Annotated in this window: 24 protein-coding genes; 1 reads left to right on the forward strand and 23 read right to left on the reverse strand. The window is 61.8% G+C overall.

Going from position 1 to position 23383, the window contains the following annotated elements; genetic code table 11:
- Positions 1 to 30 precede the first annotated feature (30 nt).
- The 8 genes from POS15_RS11745 to radC all read right to left on the reverse strand — a co-directional run bounded on the left by POS15_RS11745 (position 31) and on the right by radC (position 9821).
- A complete protein-coding gene (locus POS15_RS11745; RefSeq protein ID WP_185812528.1) occupies positions 31 to 2415 on the reverse strand; it encodes a DEAD/DEAH box helicase family protein in 2385 nt (794 codons plus the stop codon).
- On the reverse strand, positions 2405 to 4336 hold the full coding sequence (locus POS15_RS11750) for a site-specific DNA-methyltransferase (protein ID WP_088475683.1): 1932 nt from the start codon (positions 4334 to 4336) through the stop codon (positions 2405 to 2407). The genes POS15_RS11745 and POS15_RS11750 overlap by 11 nt, the downstream gene beginning before the upstream one ends.
- 325 nt (positions 4337 to 4661) lie before the next feature.
- Complete coding sequence (locus POS15_RS11755) at positions 4662 to 6857, reverse strand: fimbria/pilus outer membrane usher protein (protein WP_284128204.1); 2196 nt, start codon at positions 6855 to 6857, stop codon at positions 4662 to 4664.
- Positions 6858 to 6860: 3 nt separating this feature from the next.
- Positions 6861 to 7520: a fimbria/pilus periplasmic chaperone gene (locus tag POS15_RS11760; protein WP_088475685.1), complete on the reverse strand. Its 660-nt coding sequence runs from the start codon at positions 7518 to 7520 to the stop codon at positions 6861 to 6863.
- Positions 7521 to 7658: 138 nt separating this feature from the next.
- A complete protein-coding gene (locus POS15_RS11765) occupies positions 7659 to 8159 on the reverse strand; it encodes a spore coat protein U domain-containing protein (RefSeq protein WP_088475686.1) in 501 nt (166 codons plus the stop codon).
- 111 nt (positions 8160 to 8270) lie between these two features.
- Positions 8271 to 8768: a hypothetical protein gene (locus POS15_RS11770; protein WP_133120045.1), complete on the reverse strand. Its 498-nt coding sequence runs from the start codon at positions 8766 to 8768 to the stop codon at positions 8271 to 8273.
- 2 nt (positions 8769 to 8770) lie between these two features.
- The gene (locus POS15_RS11775) at positions 8771 to 9082 is read right to left on the reverse strand and encodes a hypothetical protein (RefSeq protein ID WP_100551899.1); all 312 of its coding nucleotides are present in this window, start codon (positions 9080 to 9082) and stop codon (positions 8771 to 8773) included.
- Positions 9083 to 9341: 259 nt separating this feature from the next.
- The gene (gene radC / locus POS15_RS11780; protein ID WP_088475504.1) at positions 9342 to 9821 is read right to left on the reverse strand and encodes a DNA repair protein RadC; all 480 of its coding nucleotides are present in this window, start codon (positions 9819 to 9821) and stop codon (positions 9342 to 9344) included.
- A gap of 287 nt (positions 9822 to 10108) precedes the next feature.
- Here radC and POS15_RS11785 point away from each other — a divergent pair, with 287 nt between their 5' ends.
- Positions 10109 to 10633: a GNAT family N-acetyltransferase gene (locus tag POS15_RS11785; RefSeq protein WP_088475505.1), complete on the forward strand. Its 525-nt coding sequence runs from the start codon at positions 10109 to 10111 to the stop codon at positions 10631 to 10633.
- A 54-nt stretch (positions 10634 to 10687) separates the two neighbouring features.
- Here the strand turns inward: POS15_RS11785 and POS15_RS11790 are convergent, their stop codons facing one another.
- The 15 genes from POS15_RS11790 to POS15_RS11860 all read right to left on the reverse strand — a co-directional run bounded on the left by POS15_RS11790 (position 10688) and on the right by POS15_RS11860 (position 23185).
- Entirely contained in the window at positions 10688 to 11167 is a 480-nt protein-coding gene (locus POS15_RS11790; RefSeq protein WP_133120044.1) for a hypothetical protein, read from the reverse strand.
- Complete coding sequence (locus POS15_RS11795) at positions 11164 to 11502, reverse strand: hypothetical protein (protein WP_197614971.1); 339 nt, start codon at positions 11500 to 11502, stop codon at positions 11164 to 11166. Before POS15_RS11795 ends, POS15_RS11790 begins: the two co-directional genes overlap by 4 nt.
- 379 nt (positions 11503 to 11881) lie before the next feature.
- Positions 11882 to 12502: a glycine zipper 2TM domain-containing protein gene (locus POS15_RS11800; RefSeq protein WP_088475509.1), complete on the reverse strand. Its 621-nt coding sequence runs from the start codon at positions 12500 to 12502 to the stop codon at positions 11882 to 11884.
- A 107-nt stretch (positions 12503 to 12609) separates the two neighbouring features.
- On the reverse strand, positions 12610 to 14043 hold the full coding sequence (locus POS15_RS11805) for a hypothetical protein (protein ID WP_088475510.1): 1434 nt from the start codon (positions 14041 to 14043) through the stop codon (positions 12610 to 12612).
- A 63-nt stretch (positions 14044 to 14106) separates the two neighbouring features.
- Positions 14107 to 15135, reverse strand: a complete 1029-nt coding sequence (locus POS15_RS11810; RefSeq protein ID WP_088475511.1) for a zincin-like metallopeptidase domain-containing protein — start codon at positions 15133 to 15135, stop codon at positions 14107 to 14109.
- Between the two features lie 68 nt (positions 15136 to 15203).
- Positions 15204 to 15419 carry a hypothetical protein gene (locus tag POS15_RS11815; RefSeq protein ID WP_088475512.1) on the reverse strand — a complete coding sequence of 72 codons (216 nt, stop codon included), beginning with the start codon at positions 15417 to 15419 and terminating at the stop codon, positions 15204 to 15206.
- Between the two features lie 118 nt (positions 15420 to 15537).
- Positions 15538 to 17469, reverse strand: coding sequence for a DUF5906 domain-containing protein (locus POS15_RS11820; protein WP_183153835.1), 1932 nt, complete (start codon positions 17467 to 17469; stop codon positions 15538 to 15540).
- 69 nt (positions 17470 to 17538) lie between these two features.
- Positions 17539 to 17721, reverse strand: a complete 183-nt coding sequence (locus tag POS15_RS11825) for a ribbon-helix-helix protein, CopG family (protein WP_141098938.1) — start codon at positions 17719 to 17721, stop codon at positions 17539 to 17541.
- A gap of 491 nt (positions 17722 to 18212) precedes the next feature.
- On the reverse strand, positions 18213 to 18476 hold the full coding sequence (locus POS15_RS11830; RefSeq protein WP_183153834.1) for a hypothetical protein: 264 nt from the start codon (positions 18474 to 18476) through the stop codon (positions 18213 to 18215).
- Between the two features lie 9 nt (positions 18477 to 18485).
- On the reverse strand, positions 18486 to 18737 hold the full coding sequence (locus POS15_RS11835) for a hypothetical protein (protein ID WP_088475640.1): 252 nt from the start codon (positions 18735 to 18737) through the stop codon (positions 18486 to 18488).
- Positions 18730 to 19386, reverse strand: a complete 657-nt coding sequence (locus POS15_RS11840) for a DNA N-6-adenine-methyltransferase (protein WP_088475641.1) — start codon at positions 19384 to 19386, stop codon at positions 18730 to 18732. Before POS15_RS11840 ends, POS15_RS11835 begins: the two co-directional genes overlap by 8 nt.
- A gap of 235 nt (positions 19387 to 19621) precedes the next feature.
- Positions 19622 to 19855 (reverse strand): hypothetical protein, encoded by a 234-nt coding sequence (locus POS15_RS11845; RefSeq protein WP_024956736.1) that lies wholly within the window; start codon positions 19853 to 19855, stop codon positions 19622 to 19624.
- A gap of 171 nt (positions 19856 to 20026) precedes the next feature.
- Entirely contained in the window at positions 20027 to 20665 is a 639-nt protein-coding gene (locus POS15_RS11850) for a hypothetical protein (RefSeq protein WP_155760582.1), read from the reverse strand.
- Positions 20662 to 21438, reverse strand: coding sequence for a helix-turn-helix domain-containing protein (locus POS15_RS11855; RefSeq protein ID WP_185812488.1), 777 nt, complete (start codon positions 21436 to 21438; stop codon positions 20662 to 20664). The genes POS15_RS11850 and POS15_RS11855 overlap by 4 nt, the downstream gene beginning before the upstream one ends.
- 19 nt (positions 21439 to 21457) lie before the next feature.
- On the reverse strand, positions 21458 to 23185 hold the full coding sequence (locus POS15_RS11860) for a tyrosine-type recombinase/integrase (protein ID WP_046272156.1): 1728 nt from the start codon (positions 23183 to 23185) through the stop codon (positions 21458 to 21460).
- Positions 23186 to 23383: the final 198 nt, after the last annotated feature.

Raw genomic sequence — 23383 nt, forward strand, 5'->3', positions numbered from 1 at the left:
TAGCCACGGGAGATGTCTAGAGTCAGTCTGTCAAGCCTTCAAACATTCCTTCACGGCTTGATCGAGATTAGACACATGGATCGGAGTGGGCGACCCGTTCTTCATCTTCCATACGGTGTAGCCATCCTTTGTTGCCTTGCCACCGATCGCGGTTTGCTTGCCCTCGGAAATAAAGCGGGTCAACAGTTTGGTCGCCCCCTCATCTTGGATATCGAACAGCTTGCGAGCCACGGCATCGGTGAGCAGGTGCGAGCCCTTGGTGTCCAGGCAGAACACATACTTGCCCTTCCAGACTAGGAAGTCCGGTGAGAAGGAGGCACTGTCCCCCTCCGACAACAGCGGAATACGGAAGCCCCCATTGCTCGGGTTCCGGTGCCATGTGTGTCCGGCCTTGTCCAAGGCGGCGGCGAACGGGGCTTCAAACTTGTTGAGGCCTGCGTATCGCGGATAGAGGCCGTTCTCGAAGGCCTGCGCCTTCTTCGGCACGCGCATGGTCGAGAACGTGAACTCCAGCTCAGATTCATACACCAGCGAGGTCAGCTGGTAGTAGGTGGACACGATCTCCCTAGCCAGGGTGTCAGCTGCAGCTGCGGCGTTGCTACCGGCTTCCACCCTCACGTCAAACTTGGAAGCCTTTAGGTCTACCACGGCCAATGCGGCCCTAGAGCGCCCACGGATGGCGTTGCTCACCAGCCAACGCAGGCGCACCCGGTTCGCGTGCCCACTGACCGTCCAGTCGTGGCCGATTTCCTTAGCCAAGTCAGAGATGTCCACCGTCTCGGTCTTGCTGTGCGCGTCGCCCTGAGTATCGATCTCTCCTTCCTTGAAGGTGGGGAACTGCGCTACCAACTGGGCAATGGCACCCACTGCGTCGTCGGCGTCCGCATGGACCTGGTGAAGGAGCACTGAAACCCCCTCTTTGGGGGCGAGATCTTCTGAACCGCCATCCCCACCGCCATAGGTATGAACGATCTCAATGGCTGCTCCAGATTCTTGGAGCTTGGCCCGCACGGCCTCGATCGATTCGGTGAACACGTTCTTCTTGTCCACACGCAAGAAGAAATGGGCGCTGTTGAGCAACGGTGAATCGTAATGCTTGGCGTCGTATTGGCGTAGAACGCGGCCAATGATCTGCTCAACCTTGATCTGAGAACCCATCGACTTATCGATGTAGCCAAGGTAGCAAGCGGGATCGTCCCACCCTTCCTGCAAGCCTTGGTTGAAAATGATGTGCTGAAAGTCGCCGGCCTGAAATTCGTCAAAATCGCTCTCGCCCTTCGAGAACAAATTCACTGCGTCGGGCTTGTTGCCATCGGCAAATTTCAGGTCGGCGTAAATGGCCACCTTGGCCGGGTCCACCTTTTTCTGCTCAACCAGATAGCGCCAGATGCGGATCGGCGGCGCATTGCGGTGTTCAAAGGGCTTGGTGTGATCGTCCTTATCACCGTCGTCGGTGATGTTGGTCTTGCACACATAGATGGCCTTCGGTGTGAACCCCAGCGCCCGGCCCTGAATTTCTTGCTCAATCAACTGAAGCCGATCGTGGAGATCGTCCAAGCAACGTTCCATCGGCGCAGTGGTGCCGTCGAACTGAATGGAAGTCTTGATCAGCTCAGCCTTGATGACCGCGTTGCTGTCCACCGCGGTGATGGCAAATGCAGTGGCGTCGGCAGCGCCCTTCCCGTCAACCGCTGCCAACAGCGCAAAACGCTCAAGACTGGCTTCATCCTCGCCCGCCTCATCGACCCAGCTTTCCTGGGGCGCAAGCACCGTTTTGGCAAAATTCGCGGGAAGCTTGAGCGTCGCGCTGGCCAAGAGGTAGGCCTCCGGCTCCAGCTCGGCCAAGATCTGGGTCTGCTGTTCGGACAGGTTGTGGCCTTCATCGTAGACGACGATCAACGGCCGCCGAACCCCACCGGCGTCACGGGCGATCAATCGCTCCCAGGGCGATTGGTCACCGAACAGGTCTTGATCCTTCTTGTAGATGTTCAGCGCGCCGTCGGCTTGCTCTTTGTTGTTAAAGAGCCCGGTCGTGGCCATCACGATGAGGGGGGAGCTCCCATCCGAGATCAGGTTGGGTTCCAGTTGCGCCGCCCGGATGACACGGAAATCGTCAACGATCTCGGCATACTTTCCGCCACCGGAAAAATTTGTATAGGTCTGCTGGACAACCGACTTGGCTTTGCTCATCCAGAACACGATGGGCTCAACGGCCATGTGCATGCGCATCAACGTGACGGCCTCGGCCAGCACCGGTGTTTTACCGGCGCCCGTGATGGCGGACAGCGCCTGATAAAACGGACGCGGGAGCTTGCCCTTGTAGGTCGGCCTGTAGGGGTGTCCAGCAAAAAAAGCGTATCGCCCAGCGATCTGCTGGGCTGCACGCACCTGGAAGGGTTTGAGCTCAATCTGCATCCATGCCACCATCGTTGTTGTAAGCGTCTGCACGGGCGTTGAAGCCAATGTGCTCCAACACCTTGTCCGGAATTTGATAGAACTCAATGTCGCTGCCGGTGTAAGGCGCCAGTGCAGCGTAGACGTGATAACGCCCCGCCAAGCCAGCTCCCTTTGCTTCCTGCGCGATTTCCTTGAATACGGCCCGCGTCAGCGCCGAAGGTTGGTCAGGAGCGCTCCACACCAAGAAGAAGCCCTCGTTGCGGCTGTTCACAGCAAACAGGTGCTTATGATCCCCGGCAGCCAATCTCCGAAGATAGGACTTGGCCTTGTCATTGCGATCCCAGTAGCTGACCAACAGCAGGTCCATCATCTCTTCGCGAGCGAGAGCATTCACTGCGTTGGCATCCACTTTCTCTCGTTTGAGAGAGAAGTATCGAAAGCCTCCGCCCAAGCCCTCCCGCTCACCTGACTTCCACTTCCCCGTGATGGCGCGCTTAATGCGGTCAGCCGTCAAGGTCTTGGCGTAGTGATCCCCTTTCTCGTCGTTCCCCTGCTCAATCATGATGAAGCGACGAGTGGCAGCCACCTCTTTATTCAGCTCCAAAACCGCGTGCCCCGTTGTCCCGGACCCAGCGAACGGATCCAATACGATTCCATCCTTTCGACACCAGATTTGAATAATTTTTTTGAACAGTTTGAGCGGCTTTACGGTCGTGAATCCGTGATCTTTCCCAACGACAGCACCGAGCTCCTTCAGCCCGCTCTGGCTATGCCCGCTCTGCTCATGATCCCAAGACGTGCTACCCAGATCATCGATGGAGTCGAATGACTCATCTGCCCAGTAGGTCATTGGCACAACGCCCTTCTTGACCTCATTGAGGTAGACCTTCGCACGGAAATGGCCCTTTCCTTGGTCGCGCCAATATCCGCGGGGCCAGTTCCCAGCCTTGAGCACTTTTTCAGCGGCTTTCTTTGCTGCGCTCAAAGACCCCTTGATGACCAGAGCTGGAGCTCGGCCATCGTGTTGGTCCTCGTTCCGGTATTCACAACCCCATTGCTCAAGCAGCGCCTTAAGCTTCGACCTTTCGAGCGCCCAGCACCGCCCCTCCGATGGAGACATCAATTCGCCTGTAAAAGGCGATTGAACTGCATACACCTGCCCCCAGTGAGTGTCCGCTCCACGCCCCGTCAGGTCACCAGGTGTCCACAACTCGGGGTCCCCGTCGGGGGAACCATAGCGCGAGTTCATTGATTCGCTGCGCTCCATCAAGGTGGTCTTGGCGCGATCAATATCCTTGGCATACACCAACACATATTCTGTGGAAGTGGACACATGGGACTTCTTGCCAACATTATTCTTTGGAGAGTAGCTCTTCTGCCAATTGATGATGCCAATGCGATTCTCCTCGTGGAAAATCTCATCCATCAGCATCCCCAGCCTGTAGAGTTCTCGATGATCGATACAGATGGCGATGACGCCACCAGGCTTGAGCATTTCTCGCATCATCCAAAGACGAGGCGTCATGAATCGCAGCCACTTGCTGTGGCGCGAACCATCGTCTTTGGCCACCAAATCGCCCATATCCGGGTCGTTGGGATCTTTGTCCCACTTGTCGTTGTAACGGAAGTCCTCGCCGGTGTTGTATGGCGGGTCCGTCAGCACCAGATCTACTTGGCCACGATACTTGTAAAGCGTGACCATGGTGGCGAGATTCTCGCCATCCCAGAGTTCGTTAACGCACTCCTCCTCAGCGCTGCCCACGGAAGCGCGCTTGTTGAAGTCAAACATCCGAGGCTTGACCTGACGAACGATCTGCCAAGGAGCTGTGCGCCCACTGTAGTTCAAGACGATGCCATCTCTCCCTGCTTCAGCGCGTTCGGCATCGTGCTCTTGCAGCAGCTTGATGAGCGCTGCCCTGGACAGCTCTTCGTATTTCATCTGATTACCTTGTGTTCTTCGATCGCGGACCAGCCGCAAAAATGGCCCCTTAGGGCCATGGGAAGCCTATGCGCTGAAAAAGCCCTAGGACGACGCTTCGGAACATACCCGAACTCCGTCTCATGGGCTGCGCCGCCGCACAGCCGTTGCGCCTCCGAAAGGTCGCAACTCATCCCCTTCGCCATTTTCGCCTCGACCAATACAATCAGCAAGTTAGCCCCTCCGCGCATGGATGTAGGACCCGCAAACCGTTGAGCTGCAACGAAGGCGCTAGGGGACCATCTGTGCCATCCAACTCGCACTGCGCAGACAGCGCTTTTCCCACTCACCGGCAAGCCACCTCAGCCACCGTTTGCGCAGCCCCAAGGTCCGCAGGCAGCTGGGCCTTGCAGACCCCTTCCACGTCCACCGTCTGGCTGGGGCGCGGCTGCTCCAGGTAGAGCACGCCGTCGTAGCCCACCTGGGTGGTCTCGGTCGCCGTCTTGGCCACCGTGCCCGCTTCGATGGCCGGGCCCGTGAGGCGGAAGGTGCGTGCGGTCTCGGTCAGGACCGGGAAGGTGAGGTGCATGCCGGCTTGGCGGCCAGCGGTGGCGGTTTGCTCGATCTCGGCCAACTGGGTGCCCAGTGGCAGCGCCCGATCGTCTACGCGGACCTCGGTGGGCACCATTGGTGTCACCTCGCCCACCACCAGGCGGCCCTGGGCGTTGGTCTTCCCCACCAATCGGCCGCCCACCCTCACCGGCACCCTGGCTTGGCCGGGCACGTCCACCACGGCGAAGGATTCGGCCGGACCCAGGAACGTCACGCCCTGGCGGTCCAGGTGAACGGCACCGGCCATCGAACCGGAAGTCCAGGTGCCGCTGGGCCCGTGCTCGGCGTTGATCTGAGCCCACCCTGCCCGGGTGGTCCAGTTGGCGTTGGCCCGGGCCGTCTGGCCAGCCGCTCCCTCGTCTACCGACAAGGACAAGCCCACCGGGGTTCCAAAGACCGTGGGGCGGGCGCGTCCTTGGACGGCCCAGGCCGTGGCATCCGGGGCTTGCCGGGCCCTAACGCTCACGCCCTTGCCCCGGCCGAAATCGTAGCTGTAGCCCACCTCCACCCGGGTTTCCTTGCGCTCCAGATCGCGCAAGGCGGAGACGGCCACGGTGTGCCCGTTGCCACGCCAGGTCAGCCCGGCGTCGGCGTAAGCGGTGCGAAAGCGTGGCGTGCGCACGTCCGAATAGCTGGCCCGAAGGGACCACTGGGGCGTGGGCCGCCAGAACACCGAACCCCGGGTGCGCTGCTCCACCTCCACCGCACCGGGGGCGCGCAGGCGCCAATAGTCCTGCTGGCGCTCGTGCTCCAGGCGCACGCCAAACCTCGGGCCGCGGTAGTCGTAGGCCACGGCCTGCCGTTGGCCGCCTCGCGTGGAGGTGCCTAGTTCCATGTCCAGCGTGCCATAGGTGCCGAGCACCGTCGTGGCCCCCAACGCCACGTTGGCCTTCCCGTCCGTTGAGGTTTGGGCGGTGCCGCGCAGGGTCCACCGGTCGTTGAGGCCCCAAGCCACCGACCCGGTCGCGCCCAACGTCCCGTAATCGCTCTCCCCTTGCCGCACCCGGCCGGCCGCGACCTCCCAAGTGGTGAGCCCTTTGCGGAGCAACGTGGGGGCGACGTAGAAGCGCTGATCGCTCACCACCGTTTCGCGGCCGTAAGGGTCTCGCACGACCACTTGGGTTTGCTGTGCTCCGGTGCCCAAGGCGCTGCCATCGGCGGTGAACGGCCCTTTCCCCACCCGGCCTTGCAGCACGCGGGCGCGGTTGGCCAAGACCTCGACCGTGGCCGGATCGAGCGCCACGCCGCCGAGCATCGGGACCGGATACGTGGGCGTCAACGGGTCCAACGCCCGCGGGTCCTTGGCCACGCGCACCCCGCCCAGGTTGACCGGCGAGGAGGACGGACCAGCGAACACATCGCCGGCTTGGTAGGTCACCAAGCGGTTGGGATCATCTTTCTGCCAGCGCGTCACGCCGCGAACGTAGCCGGTGCCGGCCGTGTCGGTGTTGACCTGCCCGCTGGTGCTGATCACGCCCCAACGCCCCGCCTTGCGGACCTCGTGGCCCAGCGAGAACGCCTGCTGTTGCTCGGACACCATGCCGGCCACGCTGTAGTTCACCAGCACCCCAGGAGCGGGCGGCGCGATGGGTCCGCGCTCGGTGCGATCACGGGCCACGCGTTGGGCCTTGAGCCGATCGGCCGGCAGATCCAGGGCGACCGTCGCGGTGGCCTCGTCCACAACAAAGCCCACACCCAACGCTTGGGCGCTCATCGGCTCCGTTTGACCCGGGGGAAGTTGGAGCCCGACCTCGCGCCACGTGGCCGGCTCGGCGAACCACTGACCGCCTTGCTGCCAGAACGTGAGCGGTTCCGCCTTGGCCTTGCCGCCGATGACCGGCACCAGGAACGCGGGCGCCACGCCGTCGGGCACCGCTGCGCTGGCCGACGATGCAGCCAGCAACACCAAGGCCAGGGCCCGGCCACGCATGGATCACCGCCCCACAGGGACGGTGACGGGCTGGCCGTTGACGGTGATTGAAAGGTTTTCAGCGCGCTGGCCGGGTTGGGTCTCGTAGGTCATCGAAGCCCCCGGCAGCGTCCAGCCCAATGCACCCTCGCGCCACGGCTTGCCACCGGCCGGGCCGATGGACGAAACGCGGGCGGCGGTCTGGCCGTGATTCGTCAAGCGGTATCCATTGGGCACCGCTTGGACGGTCACCTTGGGGACGGGCGCGTTGGCGGCTTCAAAGGCCACGGGCAAGTCCTGGTTGACCAGCAACTGGACGCCCTGGGCGTTGGGGTCTTTGAGCTGCATCAGCAGCACGCGGTAGTAGCGCCGCTCGCCCAGCGCGCCCACCCGCATCAACCGAACGGTGCGCTTGGATTGGGGCGGGACGTTCACAAAGGTGGGCGCCCCCACGATCTCCGTGGTGGGTGAAAACACGTTCTGCCCTGTGGCCTGATCCCACCCCACGGCTTTCACCTGGTAACGCACCGACGCGTCGCCGCTGTTGTGCAGCGTCACGGCGACGTGCTTGGCCGAGGTATCGGCCATCAGGGTGGTGGGGCCCACGGAGATGGAACCGGCGGACACCGAAAAGGACAGCAAGGACGCAGCGACCGCGGCCAGGGAGCGTTGGGAATGGGTCATGGGATCTCCTTTGGGGGTCTCCTTTCAAGCTAGATCAGAATGCTATTACGTCAACCCATACCTACTCATCTTTTCGACAACAAAAAGCCCCCAGCGCGAACCGGGGGCTTCGGGACAACCGATGGGGATCAGTTGTAATCAGTTGTAAGTGGCGGTGACGGTGACCGTATCGGTGTAGTTGCCACCCACGGCCTGCTTGAGGGCGAAGAACTTCAACGCGAATTCGTGGGTTTGCACAGCACCGTTACCCGTGCCCGCGAACGCATCGGCATCATCGCCCCATGCCTGGGTGCCGGGAATGTCCTTGAACAACCCATACGGAATGAAGGCACCCGAACCGTTGCTCACGGCGCGGTAGGTCTCGTAACCCGCCAACGCTCCGAAGTTCTGTCCCTGTCCTGGGGAAATGGAGTAAGTGGTTCCCTGGTTGCACACGATGCTCAACGCAGAGGTTCGGGTGGAGTTGTCAGAAGTGCCCGACCAATCCATGTCCGTGACCGGAGAAACGGACAAGTTGCAGGTGTTGGTCAGGGTGCCCTGAATAGTCAGGTCTGCGGTGGTGTCGGCGGCGAACGCAGGCAGGGCCAGCGAAGCCAGGGCGACGGGCAGCAGGGCGCGAAGGAAGGTCTTGCGTGTCATGGGTATCGTCTCCTTGAGAGGGATTGAGTGGGGATGAGTAACCCTTAATGGGCCATCCCCTTACCGATACCTCGAATCTGAAAACGCGCAAGGGGGCCACCCAGCCAGCCGTTAGAGCCTGGGGCGCTTGCCACCGGTGGCTGACTGTTCCCATACCCGATCCAGCTCACGCGCCCGGTGCTGAGCCATTGCCTCCTGAATCATGCGCTGAAGGACGAACGCAAACGCGTCAGTCACAAAAACGCCCACGCCGATCCCATAGTTATCCGGCAGGCTGGAAATCTGCCTTATCGATCGCTGGTAAATGGCCTCATCGAGCTCAGGAGGCAACGGATCAACGCGCGTGTCAATGAACGCGCCCACCTCGGTTTCGGCTGCTTTGCAGAGATCGGCGTCAGCGAGCAGCGCCCGCAAGTCGGCCAGCGTGGGAAGCCACACCGTATTGAACAGCGGGCCACCCACCGAGGGACTGATGAAATGGATGCCGTGAAGCACGGTTGCCCTCTCACTCTTTCCGAGCTCTCCCTCCCCCCAATGTCCGTTCATCCGGGGGATCGAGTCACCCATCACAACCGGCGCATCTTTGGCCTGGGTGAGAAAAGGAGCCAAGGTCAGTGCCCATCCCGAGCCTCCCAATAAGGCAAGTCCGCGCGCCGCCCCTGCTCTTCTCGCCAGCACTTGAGCAAGTGCTTGTAACCGGGCTTGGCTTGGGTGACGTGGAAGGATCGGCCGTTAACGTAGACCTTCCCGCCGTTGTGGAGCTCGACGGCATGAACCGCGGTCCAAGTGGTCGCCCAGCCTAGGCTGTCCTCTTCTTCAAAGCTCACGGGCTCCAAGGAGACCGCTGCATAATCTTCAATCAAGCCGGGATTCAATCCCAACGCGATGATCTTGGTTTCGTGGACTGTGAAGGTTCCGCTCATTTGACACCTCTTGTCTTGGTCGGCGGCAGTGCCTACCACTGAATTCAAGGTAGATCGCCCTGAAAATTTGTCCACGGCTGTAGCGGACAAAACTTTGACTAAAAGCAAAAACTGCGGAGCTAAGGCCGCAGTTTTTCCTAACATCACTTATCGCGCCGAAGGCGTTGGTGCTTTTCATCCATGCGGATGCTATTTCAGATGCCGGCGCGCAGCGGCCGGCGGCGGCTTCCGGCACAGGCTTTTTCTCCCACGGGGGTGGTCACACCCACCCCCGTGAGGCCATCGACACGTGCGAGGTGCCCGCGATCACCAGGTGATCCAGCACTCGGATGTCGAGAAGGGCAAGGGCCTGCTTGAGGCGGTCGGTGATGGCGCGGTCGGCCGCGCTGGGCTCGGGGTTTCCGCTGGGGTGGTTGTGAAAGAAGATGACCGCGGCGGCGCTGTGGTCCAGCGCTTTCTTGGCGACGATGCGGGGATGGACTTCGCACCCGTCGATGGTGCCTTGAAAGAGGTGCTCGGTGGCAAGGATGCGGTGGCGGGTGTCTAGAAACACCGTGCCAAACACTTCGTGATCCAGGTGCGCGCAGCGGGCGGTGAGGTAGCTACTGGCGCTGGCAGGGTCGGTGATGGCCCCTTGGCGGTGGAGGCGACGCTCCAGGATGTGCGAGGCGGCCAGGAGGATGCCCTCTTCGTCCATGGCCAGCTGATATTGGGCCCGAATGTCGTTGGCTCGCTTCATTTGCTTTCTCCACCGGCGCGGGATGCGCCTCGTGGGGACCGGTGGGCGAAGCGTTGGACGAATCCGCACCCGGGAGAGAGCACTGCCAGGCGCGCAGCAAAGGGCCGGAACACCGTGGAGGAGGCCTGCCCTTGCGGCTGCGTCAGCGGAGCCAGGATCCCCGTCGAAGAGGCCACTGTCCGGTTGGGGATTGCAATCAAGGAGAGCAATCAGTGGTCAAACACGTGCCTGGATGCAAACGATCCGATACATTGAGTGATCAAGGACCGCAAACAGGGGACACAGGAATGTTCGGCAAGTTCAAAAAGCAGGCAAGCAAGCCTATGACCGGGGCGGAGCTGGCGGAAGAAGGCCTTCGGCAGGTGGCCATCGCCGCCAAGAACGGGGACATCGATTTCCAGCGCGGGCGGGTTCACGAAGACATCTTTGCGCACGCTGATCAACCTGCTGGAATGATGAGGCTGACTTACGTCATGATCAGCCCCACCGTCGAGAACGAAGTTATCGCCCGCTGCGTCATGCTGCTCGATCGCGTCGAAGCAAACACGCCGGTGTTTCAAATGGACTGGGCGGTTCTTGAAAGCTACAGAGGGCAAGGCTTTGGCATCGCCGTGGCGTTGAAGTCATTGATGGAGTTCACCAACGGCATGCAGGGCAAGCTTAAGAGTGGATACGTCATTGAGGCGGTGGTTGACGAAGGCAACGACGCGTCGCTGAAGATCGCCCGCAAGATTTTGGGTGGAGAGAAGGTCCTACCGAATCCTGCCATTGGAAAGAACACACACAGTTTTCTTCGCGTGTTTCCTGCATAACAAGCGCACCGCCAAAGGCTTGGGCAAGACACCGCTTCAAGCCCCATAGGGCGGTCATCGCATCCGCTGCCGTGGGGCGTCCTTGGGCGCCTCCACGGCAACCTCGGCAACGTCGTCTGCAGCACGCCACGCCTTCCCTTCTAGCACCAAGGAAGGGCCCCTGGAACGTGCGATGGCGACCTCTTTGGCGGTCGGCGGGTTCCATGACCGATGCTCCTCCAGGTAGCGCTCCATGGACGGCCCAAACGGCAGGCCACCGCTCGGCAATGGCAACGCCCGATCATGGCGTCCGTCTCGCTGACGGGCATAGGCGACTTGATCGGGATCCCCAAACGCCTCTCGGTGGGCGTCGAGCAAGCGATCAATCGCGTCCACGTCCCCGCGGGCATGGAGCGATTCGGTGTAAAGCGCTTGAAGCAATGAGTCACGTTCTTGATGAGCTTCTTCGCCCGTGCCTTCGCCCTGGAACAGCCCGTCGTCGCGAGGGCGGGCGTCGACGGGGTCTGGGCGCACCCGGCCATGGCTGCTTCTCATGCCCGCCTCCGCGCCAGCCCGCTGCCGTGAAGCAGCCCACACGTGATCGAATAGACGACAAGAGCCAGCGAGGATGGCAGGTATGGGTTGGAAGGATCCAACCAGACCCCGGTCACCACGTGCTGAAGTTGGTAGGCCAGCAACGCCAAGCACGCGTAGAACAGGGCCAGGCGCCACAACAACGCAGCCACGGATGGGGCGTCCTGTCGGCCGGCTTGGAACGCCTCCCAGCCCCTGCGTGCGCTGCGGGCTTTGGAGGCGCACAGCCACGCGATTCCGAAGGTGATCGCAAACATGGCGAGCTCAAACAGCACGACCACCAGAAAAACGGTCATGGGATCCTCCTCTGGGTTCGGAGCAGGCCATGGGCCTGCAGGTAAGCGTGGACTGCCTGTCGGGTCACGCCGAGGCGCTTGGCAATTGCAGGGCCGTTGCTCCCCTGCTCCAGGAGGCGCACCACCAGGGCGTGTTGGTCAGCCAGTGGGCGCCGGGGCTTCTGACGCAACCCCAGGTGGGCCAGATCGGCGCTCACCACGGGCGATGGAACGCCCAGGGCTTGGGCGATGACGGCCCGGCGGTGTCCCTCTCGGAACATCCGGGCGACCTCAGAGCGGCGGTGGGCAACGGATGGCCGCTTCATGAGCCCAACCACAAGCCCGCAAGCCGTGCCTTCGCAATACACGCCTCCACCAAGGTGTTCGCTTTCGTGCATCCTTACGGCCCCACGCGCACGCGAGCGCTGTTGTTGTCCGACCGGGCATTGATGCCAATGGCACAAGGGCTTCCGCACGAATAGTCGCCAAGGAGCACCGGCGAAGCATCAAGCGGCACCGCCCGGGAATAATCGCCAATGCGCACCGGCGAAGCATCAAGCGGCACCACCCGGGTCTTCTTACCCTTCCCCACCAAGAAGACCCGATCACCTTCGCGCACGTCCACGTCGGCGTCTTGGACCACCGCGAGGATGCGCTGGCGGCGATCGGACAGATCGCGCACGTAGATCTCCACCGCACGCCGGCCGCTGAGGCCCTTTTGAACCGCGGTTCCGGCAACCGCACCGATGACGCCACCGGCCACCCGGGCTGCATTGCGGTAGTCCCGGTTCTTGACCTGGTTAGCAGCCCCATAACCAACGGCCGCCCCGATGGCGGAGCCGGCGTTCAGACGCTGGTCGGACTTCAGTTGAACCGTGCGGACCATCAGGACCTCGCCCAGTCGGGCGTCTTGGACGGACAGGGCTTCGGACGAGCCGTAACGGCGGGCGGAGGTGGAATCGGCGGCAGAGGCGGCCGGAGCGACCAACGCCAATGCAAGCGCCAGAACGATGGGTTTCAAGGTGCACCTCCATTTCGTGAGTAGGTTCACCTATGCATAGATCGATTCTGGAAATGCGCAAGGGGGGCGGAAAAAGGAAAGGCGGTTTTAGCTGCCTTTCCATAGGTTCAGAGCCGGGCCCGCATGCGCGGTGCCTCTTGAACTTGGGTGTCCTGCCCATTTGCCCTCAAGGCGGCAGTCGCTTGCCGCTGAGCCTCGGCGGCAAAGCCTCCTGCAGGTGGCTTCCAGGAGTCGGCGGAGGGATAAATCTCCTCCAATCGCTTGGAAAGGTTATGAGCACGCAATTCATGCGCCGCATTTTCCAGGAAGGTGCGCGTTTCCTTGTTCCCCGCAAAGTCGACGGGCTTCAGGCCCTCGTCTCGAAAGCCGTTGACGTAGTCATCGAAGCCCGATTCGCCTACCAAATAGCACTTCTTGTTCCAATCGGCCCCAGCGAAAACTAACTCGCGGCACAGCTGGGCATTCCCAACGCTCGCAGCCTCATGAAGGACGCTGTAGCCGGCATACTCGTTGTAGGCCCATCCTTCGTCACCATCGATGTTGTAAGAACGGCTCCTACTGACCAGCGCTGTGTCGGGGTCCTCCACCAGCTCAAGAAGCGCCTTCGAGTCGCCGGCCTCAATGAGAGCAACGACCTTAAATACGAAGGCTTGTTCACTCCTATCGCTCTCCGCTCGTTTCGCTGCCTCCTCTTCTTCCAACTGCTCGTAGTAGGCCTGCTCACGGCGACGCCCCTCAAAGTAGTCTCGGGTATCCCATGCGCACTCGCCACGGTTGTTTTTAACGCCTTCTTGGATGATGCTCCTACCCACACCCGCGATCAGCTCCTCCATCGCATCATCGTGCGCGGTGTGAGCAGGAATGTTCCCTTCCAGATCCCTTGCTTCAAGATCGGCCCCTGCCTCCACCAATGCCCGCACCACCTCCCCATTTCTAGCATGGTGAAGAGCAGTGCGGCCTTGCTCATCGGTGTCGCTTACACTCTCGCCTCGCGCCAGTGCTGCGGCAACCGCCTCGGACGTCGCGGCATGAAATAGCGTGACCGGCTCCGCTACGACCCGCTCATGCAGCGGAACAGCAGCTTGAAGGTCTACAATGCTCTCGCGATTTGGGACCTGGTCTGGGTCCGCAATTCCCATTGCTTCTTGGTCCGAATCAACCGCGCCGGCATGAAGTAGCGCGACAGGCGCCGCTTCCATCCGCTCACGCGGCGGAACAGCACCTTGAAGGTCACGAGTGCTCTCACGGTTTGGCGCCGGGTCCGGGTCTGCAATGCCCATCGCGTCCTGGCCCGAATTGAACGTATCGGCATGAAGTCGCACGACAGGCACCGCTTCGACCTGATCATGCAGCGGAACGCCATGTTGGAGATCACGTGTGCCCTCACGATTTGGCACCGGGCCAAGGTCCGCAATGCCCATCGCTTCCTGGTCCGAATTGGCCGTATCGGCTGACCTCCCTATGAGCTGCGCGAGGCCTGAGAGGACTGGCCCCTCTTGGGTCAGTCGCACGAATTCTTTCAATCTTTGCGCAATGTTCATGTCACCTCCAGTACGAGTTGTTCTATCCACTCATAGCGCAGATTCGCAAACGCGCAATGGGTATCAGGCCACCATCACGTGGCTCCTCTGCCTGGCCTTCTCACGCGCTTTCGTGCGGGCCTTCGTGCCCTTAGGTTTTTCAAGCTCCTGCTGATTGGCCGCCACAGGCTGCCGCTCCTGCTCAACCTTCGGGAGCGGCTCGCGAACCAACTCGGGCACCTTCAGGAACTCCACCACCCGCTCGGCCGCCGCAGCGGCTCGAAAGAGCTCCCGGGGATCGTCCCGGAGAATTTGGATCCAGGACTTCACGTAAGCCGCGTGCTGGGTGGGATCGTGGCCAATGCCCAGGCGTTCGCCCATCAGCATGGATGACACCTCCGCGACCAGTTCCTCTTTGGCGTAGTCGATGCTCCCAAAAGCCCCCTTCTGATCGCGGTTGAGGCGGGTGGGAAAGCCCGTCCAGTGGCCCAGTTCGTGCAACGCGGTGGCGTAGTAGCCGCTGGCCGAGTGGAAGCTGTTGCGCTGGGGCAAGTGGATGCTGTCCGTCATCGGCCGGTAGAACGCCTGGTTGCCCCCGTCGTGGTGGATCTCGGCCCCGCTCTCCTTGAGCACCGCTTCGCAGGCCTGATGGACGTCGGGCTCTGGGCGCGGGGCTGGCAGCATCAGTGCCGGCAACCCATCGATCTGCATCGCGTTGAACACCCGGGGGAAGAAGACCTTGGGGTGGGCCTTGGCGATGAGCTCGGGGTCCCCGCTCTTCTTGGCCTCCTCCACCGGTGACCAATCCCAGTATTCGATGACGCTGGCTTTCTCGCCTTTGCGAACCTGAGCGCCCACGGCCGCAGCTTGCTTGTAAGTCATCCACCGGTTGTCCTGGCAGTCCCAAGCGCTCTGCAGGGCCCACAGGTGGAGAAGGTTTCCGCCCCGGTAGCTCTTGCCCGTCGTGGGGTTCATGGGCAACCCGAGGTCCACGCGGGCGTCCCAGCGTTTGAGGAAGGGACCGGTGCCCTCCTCCATTTGGCGGATCAGGCGTTCGACGACGTCGCGGGAATGGCGCTGAAGGAAGCTTTCGTTGGGGGTGGCATCGGACACGGGCAGGCTCTCCTGGAAGGCAAGGAAAGGCGCCTGTCGGCAACGCCAAGGGGGTTAGGCTGGAAACTTCAATCGCGAATGGTGACGGCGCGTCCCTGCTCCAATAGGTTCTCCAGCAACGCCAAGGCCCGGTCGATGGTCAAACCGGCGCCAGGTTCTCCGTCGCCCTCCTGGAGCTGCACACGGACGCCATCCGGCGTTCGTTGCACGGTGAAACGGGGGGAGGCCGCCAAAGCGTCTTGGCGGCCCATGCTGTCGTCTACGAAGGCGTCGGAAGGAGTCATGGCTTCAGCATGCGACGGGATAAGGATTTGGCAAGCCCGGGCTGGACCGTTAGCGTCACCGACCAATCCATTGGCTCGAGCTGATACGGAAGATGGGAACGCGGATTTGGCCCCGCCTTTACGACCGCCGTTGGCGCGCATCCCCATCTCCCACCTTTCCACCACCTTGGGTTTCGCTGCTTTCTCGGCCCGCCAACGGCTCACCGAACAGCGCACGAATCTCCAGTTCATTGATACGTTCCTGCAGCTGGAGTTGGATTGCCTGGGCTCTGGCGCGCCCTGCCTCCTCCCTCAACGCATCGGCATGGAGAGCTCCCATCTCAGCCGCCTGCTGCTGAGCGCTCAAGCGGTCGAATCGACGCTCCATCTCTTCCTGCCGAGCCCCTTGCTGTTCGAGGGAGGGCGCTACATCGGTTTCCCAAGGCTCCAAAGACTGAGAGCGCTCCTGCGCCACGGGCAGTGCTGTCACGGTCGCCGATGACCTCAACGGCACATCGCTACAGGCCTCGCCTACGGTGGCTGCTCCATTGATTCGCAGGCGCACGCATTCTTCCTGTTTGCCGTTGATGCGGCGGTTCGAGCGAGCGCCGTCGTCCAGGCCCATCTCTTTCAAGCCTCGCCAGAACTGGCGACCGGTGAGGAGATCGATGTCCGCCAGCCCTTGTCGGTAGCCCCAGTTTTTGTAGTTCTCGTAGACCTGCCGCATGGAAAGCGTGCACTCATCCGTCTCAACACGCACCACGCGCTCGGCCTGAGCCCAAGCCATGACCTGGTCGCTGCCATGGCGGGCGGCCAGCTTCGCCGCGCGCACGGCTTCGGGCATGTCGGCGTCTGCGTCGGACAACGCCCTACCACGGGCCACGATGCGTCGGGCGCCTTCGAGCATCCAGTCCAGCACAAGCTGGCCTTCCTCTCCCAGGATGTTCTTGACCAGATCAGGGTCGTGCTGGTTCACCGGCACTGCTTTCTTCCAATGCACGACGGTGAGGCGGCGCCACACCCCGTTGCTCTTGTCGCGGATGAAGGGCGCCGAGTTGGACGTGATGATCCACTTGGCCGTGGAATGGTAGCTCGCCAGCTGCTTCTGGTTCTTGCGGTCGATGCCAATGCCATTGCCGGAGACCATCGTCTTGAACCGACCTTCGGCCCACTTCTCGCACTCCACTTCGTCCACCAGGATCAGGCTGGCGCCGATCATGGGTTCCAAGCTGAAGCGGTCGCCCAAGGTTTCAAGGTTGCAGCGGGCCACCTGGCGGTGCATGGCTTCCACGATTTCCGCCAAGGTGGATTTGCCGGAGCCTGCGACGCCGTGCCACCAGGCGGCCTGGCTGTAAACGCCCGGCAACAGGGTCATGCCGCACTGCTCCTGGAGCAGGTCGATGACGCGCGGGTCGTCGTGGGCTTGGCGGAGGAACTTGGCGAAGCGCGAGTCCGCCGGCAAGGGCTGGGGCTTGTATGCGTGGCCCTGCCTGCCACCACAGGCCACCCTGACCGCGTGGGTCATGCCCAAGGCGGGATCAGGGGCTAGCACATGGAAACCGGTGGGAAGGATTTCCACGTAGCCGTCTGCCACCGGCACGATGGCCCGCTTGGCTTGGGTCGGCATGGGGTTTTTCTGGCGCAGCCGAAGGGAAGCCATGTCCCAGCAGTCCTTAGCGAGCTTGGGGCTGCCCGCGAAGTCGGCGTTGCGGTCGATCCAATCGGATGCCACACCCACACCTTCCGCGTCGCTGATCGCTTGCCAATAGGTACCGTTCCAATGGTGTACGATCTCGCCGGTGCCGCTGGTGGCTTGGCACGCCCACAAGCGGTCGACGCATTCGGTGGTGCGGCGGGCAAACAGGATGGGGAGCGAGGGCGGCTTGCGCTGGCCCTCTCGATCAACCGAGTGGCGGTAGATTTGCTTGTGCTCCTCTGCCTCCAGGTTGATCTTGCGCGCGGAGGCTTCCGCACCCAGGAAACGCGACGCTTCGAATGGCACGATGTTGCTCGGCTCTTCCGTCGTCGGGTTGACAGCCTTCCCTTTTGGGGACACATTTGTTGTAGACATTGTTGTTGGCTCCTCTCAAACCCTCGCCCTGGCCGGTGGGGGTTTGTCGTTGTGGGGGGACAGGCTTGCTCAGGCAGCGCGTGGGAGAGCGGTTTCCAAGGCGCGGCGAATGAACTCGCTCTCTGTCATCTCGTTTTCGGCCGCGGCGAGACGAAGGCGTTCCGCCAAGGGGCGTTTGATCCGAACGTGCTTTTTCACGCTGGCGCGGATGCTGTAAGTCGGCGGCGATGAGGGATGGGTGGCGGCGTTCACGGTGGCAACTCCGAAGGTGAAAGGTTTGGTGTGTCCCACATGGGGGACACTTCCACTCAACCACTCCAGGAGCTTTCCGCAACCCACGGTTTTTGACTAAACACGAAAACTGCGGAATCTCTCGCACTTTTTCCGGAAGCCCTGTTCTGCTGGCTTTCCCTTCCCTGCTGGTCTTCCATTAGCCAGCAGAAAGAGAAGACCAGCAGGAAGACCAGCAGCTACAAACCCTTGATTCCAAAAGCTTTGCATTCATAGAAAACCGTTCCACTGGTCTGCTGGGTCAAAAAAGAATCGGTTTTGAAATTTGAGATACCAACGCTTTCCGTGCTCTTTGGACGCATTTGCACAGGGGAGTTGAATCGAAAGCCAGCAAGCCAGCAGCGCACTTTTTAGTCGCAGAAATCCCTTGGGATTCAACGACCTTGCACTGCTGGTCTTCCTGCTGGCCTTCGATCGCTGCTGGCTAATGGAAGACCAGCAGCCGGAAGTTCCTAATCATCTTCGGCCAAGCACTCCAGTTGCTCGCGCTTGCAATCGGTCAAGAACGGATGCTGAAACTCCCTCCCGGTTTCCACCTCCGTCACCACCACCTCTTCATCAATCGTAAGGGCGCCATGGTGCCAATCGATGGCATCCAACTCCGCCAAGGACAGTCGCGCGAATGCCTCCATTGCCTCGGACTGGGTCTGGGCGGAGACCTCAATCACCTTGCTCACCAAGTAGTCACCCCGGACGACGAATTCGTAAGTTCCCATCGGCTTCTCCTAATAGTTGAGGTGGTGGCGCATGGGTGGACACGGCCAGTTGAGATCTTCGCGATCGGAACCATCGGGGCTGATGACCTCCACAAATCCGTAGACCTCCTCCAACTCGGTACGCCAACCACCGGCATGAATGTCAGCCACTCCCATCGAGTTCAGAATCTCCAAGGCTGCCGCCTCTGAGTCCGCGTCGATTCGGATTTCCAATTCGGCCGTCGCGCGGCCCAAGACAACAACGCTCCAGTGATCAGCCATTGGAGCTCCCCTGGTTCGCAGTGGCCACCTGCGCCACGCGCTGGATGGCAAAGAACTTCCCGCGCAGCACACCGCTTGCCTGCGCTTGCTGAAGGTGACCGGCCGCGCGCTTGCCGTAAGCCACCACCAACGATCCCGACGGCGCTGCCGCGCCGGTGGTTCCGTCGGGACGCACAAACCTCAGCCTCCCACGGGTGAACAGGATCGCCGTCGCGTTGGGGTGGGAAAGCACGCAGTCGTGCATCCATCCCGTCTCCATGTTGACCGGCACCAGGGCGATACCGCCGCCGGGGTGGTTTGCCAGCTTGCTCAGCCACTTCTCCATCCCCTTGCCGTAGGGCGGGTTCGTCCACACGAACGCTTGCGGGGGCCAAGGCGTGAGCAGGCCGTCCTGGCTCGGCGGGATCATTCGGCGGGCCGTGGGCGCCGGCAGCCGCGACGGGTCTTCGGGCGTGCAAGGATCGAGGTCAAAGCCCCGCCTTCCCCCCAGCGCCCTGACGATGGCAGGCGGGGTATACCAATCGACGCTCGTGTGGGCCTTGTCGCTGGCCTTGTAGCAAACGGAGGTGAGCCGAGTGGGTTTAGCCGCTGCGAGGCGGTTGGGGCGGTTGGCAGTCTTGAACGGCACAACATTGGTTTTGGGTTGCATGAGAAATCTCCAGGCAAAGCTCCGCCAACACGGCCGGATGGCCGCGTCGAAGGATTGGGTTTTGGGAGTTGGGCTCGAACGGCCCCGAGAAGAGGGATGCCCCGTGGTCTGCTATTGCGACGTGCTCACGCGCGCCTCCTCGCGTCGATGCACATCACGCGTGCAGGGCTCAAACGCTTTTTTGAGCCATGGCCAGATTGCTGAAGCTTCTGCGGACGAGTGTTGGCCGTCGCGCTCATGCGACCCCCTCCCCATCCACCATCTCTTCCATGCGCAGCAGTTCGAGGTCGTCTTCATCAAGATCACCCACGAAATGCATGCCGGGTCCGAAGTCCCAAAACACCTTATTTTCCCAATCCGACTCAAGAACGAGATCCTTCGCACCAGCTTCGTCTTCGGACTCGACACTGATCTCGCCAATCATCAAGACTTCTGCAGCCTTGACCACCTCGAAAGTGAATTTCTTCATTGCTGTATTCGCATATCGTTCCCAATCGGAACGGACACGAGATTGCAGTTCTGGCCCTGTAGGCCACCCATGCGAAAACGCCGCTTTATCGGGACAACTGTCCCGACAACGGCCTAGAAGCGTTGGTGCGCCTTACTCATGCGTTTCCCGACAAAAAGTCGGGAATGGGGTTTAGTCGGCGGCTTTCGCGGCGCTCTCGGCGGCGGAGTGGAGCACGCCCATGGCCCAGTCGTGGAAGGGCTGACGCGCTTCGCTGCTCACCCACGGGGCGTCCAGCGCTTCAAGCAGCGTGAGCGCACGCGCGGGCAGTTGTGGATGAAGCGAAGCAAACCCCACCAGGCGATCGGCGTCGTTGTAAGCCCAGGCAAGGTCCTTTTTCAGGCCTTCAACGCCGAGCTTCTTCAGCAAGGCCACGACGTCGTCGAGGCGTTGCGCCAAGACGTTGGGCGGAATGCATTCGGCACCGGCGTAAGGCTCCACGGCTTGAACCAGCGGCAACGTGGACCGGGTCATGCGTTCGGCACCGCCGCAACGCTCCACCGATGACCACCGGTATTGCGCCCCTTGGCGGTTGCTTTTGACGGGCCTGTATTCCGGGATCAGCCCTTCGTTTCGTTGCCGGCGCTTCTTCAGCGCGTCCTTCGAGATGCCCAGCATGTAGGCAGCCACGCCAGGGCCGACCCATTCCAGCTTGCCCGACTTTGCCTTGGACAACTCTTTATCTTCAGCCGCTGTCAACGCCAAGGACTTGGGATCCTTCGGTGGCCGGCCAGGACGCCCGCCCAGAATGTCCGGATCGCGCGGGCTCAAAGCCGCCCCCTTGTTTTTTCGAACGGCCGCACGGGCTTTGGCTCGTGGTTCGCGCTGTCCCACCGCTCTTCCAGATCATTGGCAAGCTGCCGCGACCGTGCGGCCTCGATCAGGTGCTGTGTGCTGGTGAGCACGGCCACAAACGCATCCTGGTAAGCCTGACGTGCCTCCGTGCTTGCCCAAGGCTGGGCCAACGCTTCTTCCAAGGTTCCTTCCCACTGGTCCTCATCGGCGGCGTTGAACGTGGTGTCGTCCACCGCCCATGCGTGGCCTGCGATGCGCCCACCCAGGGTGACCCAAGGCTGGATCTCCAGCACGTCGGCCAGCGAGGCGTAAGCCACCACGCCCAACCGCCGCGCCCGGGCCCGGGCCTTGGCCAACCGGTCCTCAGCCTCTTTCAGCGCGATCAAGGCTTCGATGCGTTCGGCTTTGCGGACCACGTCGTCCGCGTCGGTGCGTTTGCCGCGCGTGATGGGTTCACCGCTGCGGCTGGCCAAGAACGCGTCCAGCGCGTCCAAGCTGAAACCCAGGTGCTGGTTTCGAGCCATCGTGCCGGCCTTTGCCGGGTTCTGCATGGGCTGGGGCCCTTGGCCTTCGCGCACCCACTCCCTCAAGGTTGTGTGGTGCACGCCGACGTAGTGCGCAGCCGCTTTGGTGCTGATCTTGGCTCGCAACCCTTGTTTGGCCTCGGCAATCTCCTGGCGCCATTTATTGGCGTCGGTGACCGGCGAGGCGAGATCGGGATCACGTTGTAAGGGGAAAGAGCCATCCATGGCCCCATTCTATCGGTGGCTATTGTTGCGGAGTAGCCGTGTCGTTGCGCGGAGGGAGCAGCGGCCAGTCCACCGGTTTGAGCATGTTGTAGAACGCGGGCGAACTCGACGCCATCAACTGCTCCACCCGCTGCAGTGCATCCTGGAGTTCAAACCATTCCGGTTCCTGGTAGCGCACCGAGGACTTGGAACCCTCGTCCTCGCCGTCCTTCTTTTGCGGAAGGTGATTGAACAGCCGGCTGGTGATGCGGTTGGAGATCCCAACGCGCGTTGCATAGCGCCCCAAGGTCCGCCGCAGGTCGTGCGGGGTGGGCCCAAATTCCACCGACAGCTTTTCCCCCAAGCCTTTCATGATGGCCTTGCTGTCTTTGTAGTGCCCTTCTGCCGCCCGCGAGCTGCGCGCCGGATACACCCACCGCCCCCGAGGTTCGTCGACCGGCAGGCGTTGATCAAACCGACGCTTGATGAGCTGGAGCGAGAACGGGCCCAACGGCATGCTGTGGTCGCGCTTGTTCTTCGTTTTTGCAAAATAAACCTGCGGGCCAGGTTTCTTGGTGAGCGGGTTCACCGACACGCGCCCCTCTCGCCGGGCCTTGGGGTCCATCTCATCCAGCCACACCCAGGACTGGGTTTCCCGTTCGACCGGGGTGAGCCGGTCGAACCACGCCAGCTTCGCCGTCTCGTTGCGCCGCGCGCCCAGGAACAAGGTGGTGAGCAGGTAGTAAACCCCGCTTTCGTTCTGCCCCCGCTGGGCTTCTCGCCGGCTCCACAGGTAGTCGATGGCCCGACCCAGCGTGTTGTCTTCGCTCCCGAGCGGGTTTCGGACGCGGGCCTTCTCGTAGTAGACGTGAAGGCCCGCGGCGTCGCGCATCCGCCCCTCCTCCCACAGCACGCCAAAGTCGTTTCCGAACAGCACCGCCTTGCGCTCGGCCTTCTTGGCAGCGCGGGCCTCTTTGTCCACCGCGTAGTTGATCGCCCGAAACGCGGTGGAGAAGGTCTGTTCGGCCGCCGACACCCCCGCCGCCCGGATGCGGGTGCGCATGGCCTCACTGTCAACGCCCACCCTGGCCAGCTCTTCGTCGGTGAGCTCCACCCGCCCGGTCCGCGCCATGACGTCCTTGATGGCCTGGGACAACCGGTTGGAATGCAAGGCGGCCGACAGGCGGGTGGCCTCGAAGGCTTTGCTGACCTTGTCTTCGTCCAGTTCCATGATCGGGGTGTGGCCGATGCCCACCTCCGGCCGCTCCAAACGGGCCATGGAATTGGTCAACGTCTTGAGGGTGCCCGCGGTCGCCGGACGGGTCCGGCGGGCCAGCATGTCGTGGTAGAGCTGGATCGCTTGGTTAACGGTCAGCGCCTTGGTGGCTTGGATCGACAGTTCCTTCTCCGCCAGTGCCTTGGGGTGCTGCCCCTCCTTCTTGGCCCCGGCCACCTTCACCCCGGCCAGGTCGTGGGCGTCCTTGAGGGCCAGTTCGCTGGTGTCCCCCACGCTGATTCGCATGACCTTGCCACCGATCTTGCGCTGAACTTCATAAGTGGATTTGAGCTTGCCCACGAACACCCCAAACCCAATGGGCGCGCCTGGGGATCCATCGAGGAACCGCCATTGCTTGCCGTCGGGGTTGGGCTCGAGCACCGCATACCCCTTGGCGTTGGTGACGACCGCACCGCTCTTGTCTAGCTTCGGGCGCAGGGTGCTGCGAAGCTGTCTCAGCTGTTCAGGGGTGAGCTTCAGTCGGAATGCCATGGCGACCACTGTCCTTTGGGTGAATGTCGCGGCACGCTGCCCGGTGCCGGGTAGCCAAATTCTGGCATGAATCGGCCCCTGCAGGGATTTGGCTACCTTTGGCTACTACAATAGCCTCCAAACCCTTCCACTAGCACCTACTCACCACCACTTCCGTCTCGTGCGAATACGCTCTAAATGACTGATAAAAAAGAACAA

The sequence above is a fragment of the Stenotrophomonas sp. BIO128-Bstrain genome, from assembly GCF_030128875.1.
Classification (GTDB): domain Bacteria; phylum Pseudomonadota; class Gammaproteobacteria; order Xanthomonadales; family Xanthomonadaceae; genus Stenotrophomonas; species Stenotrophomonas bentonitica_A.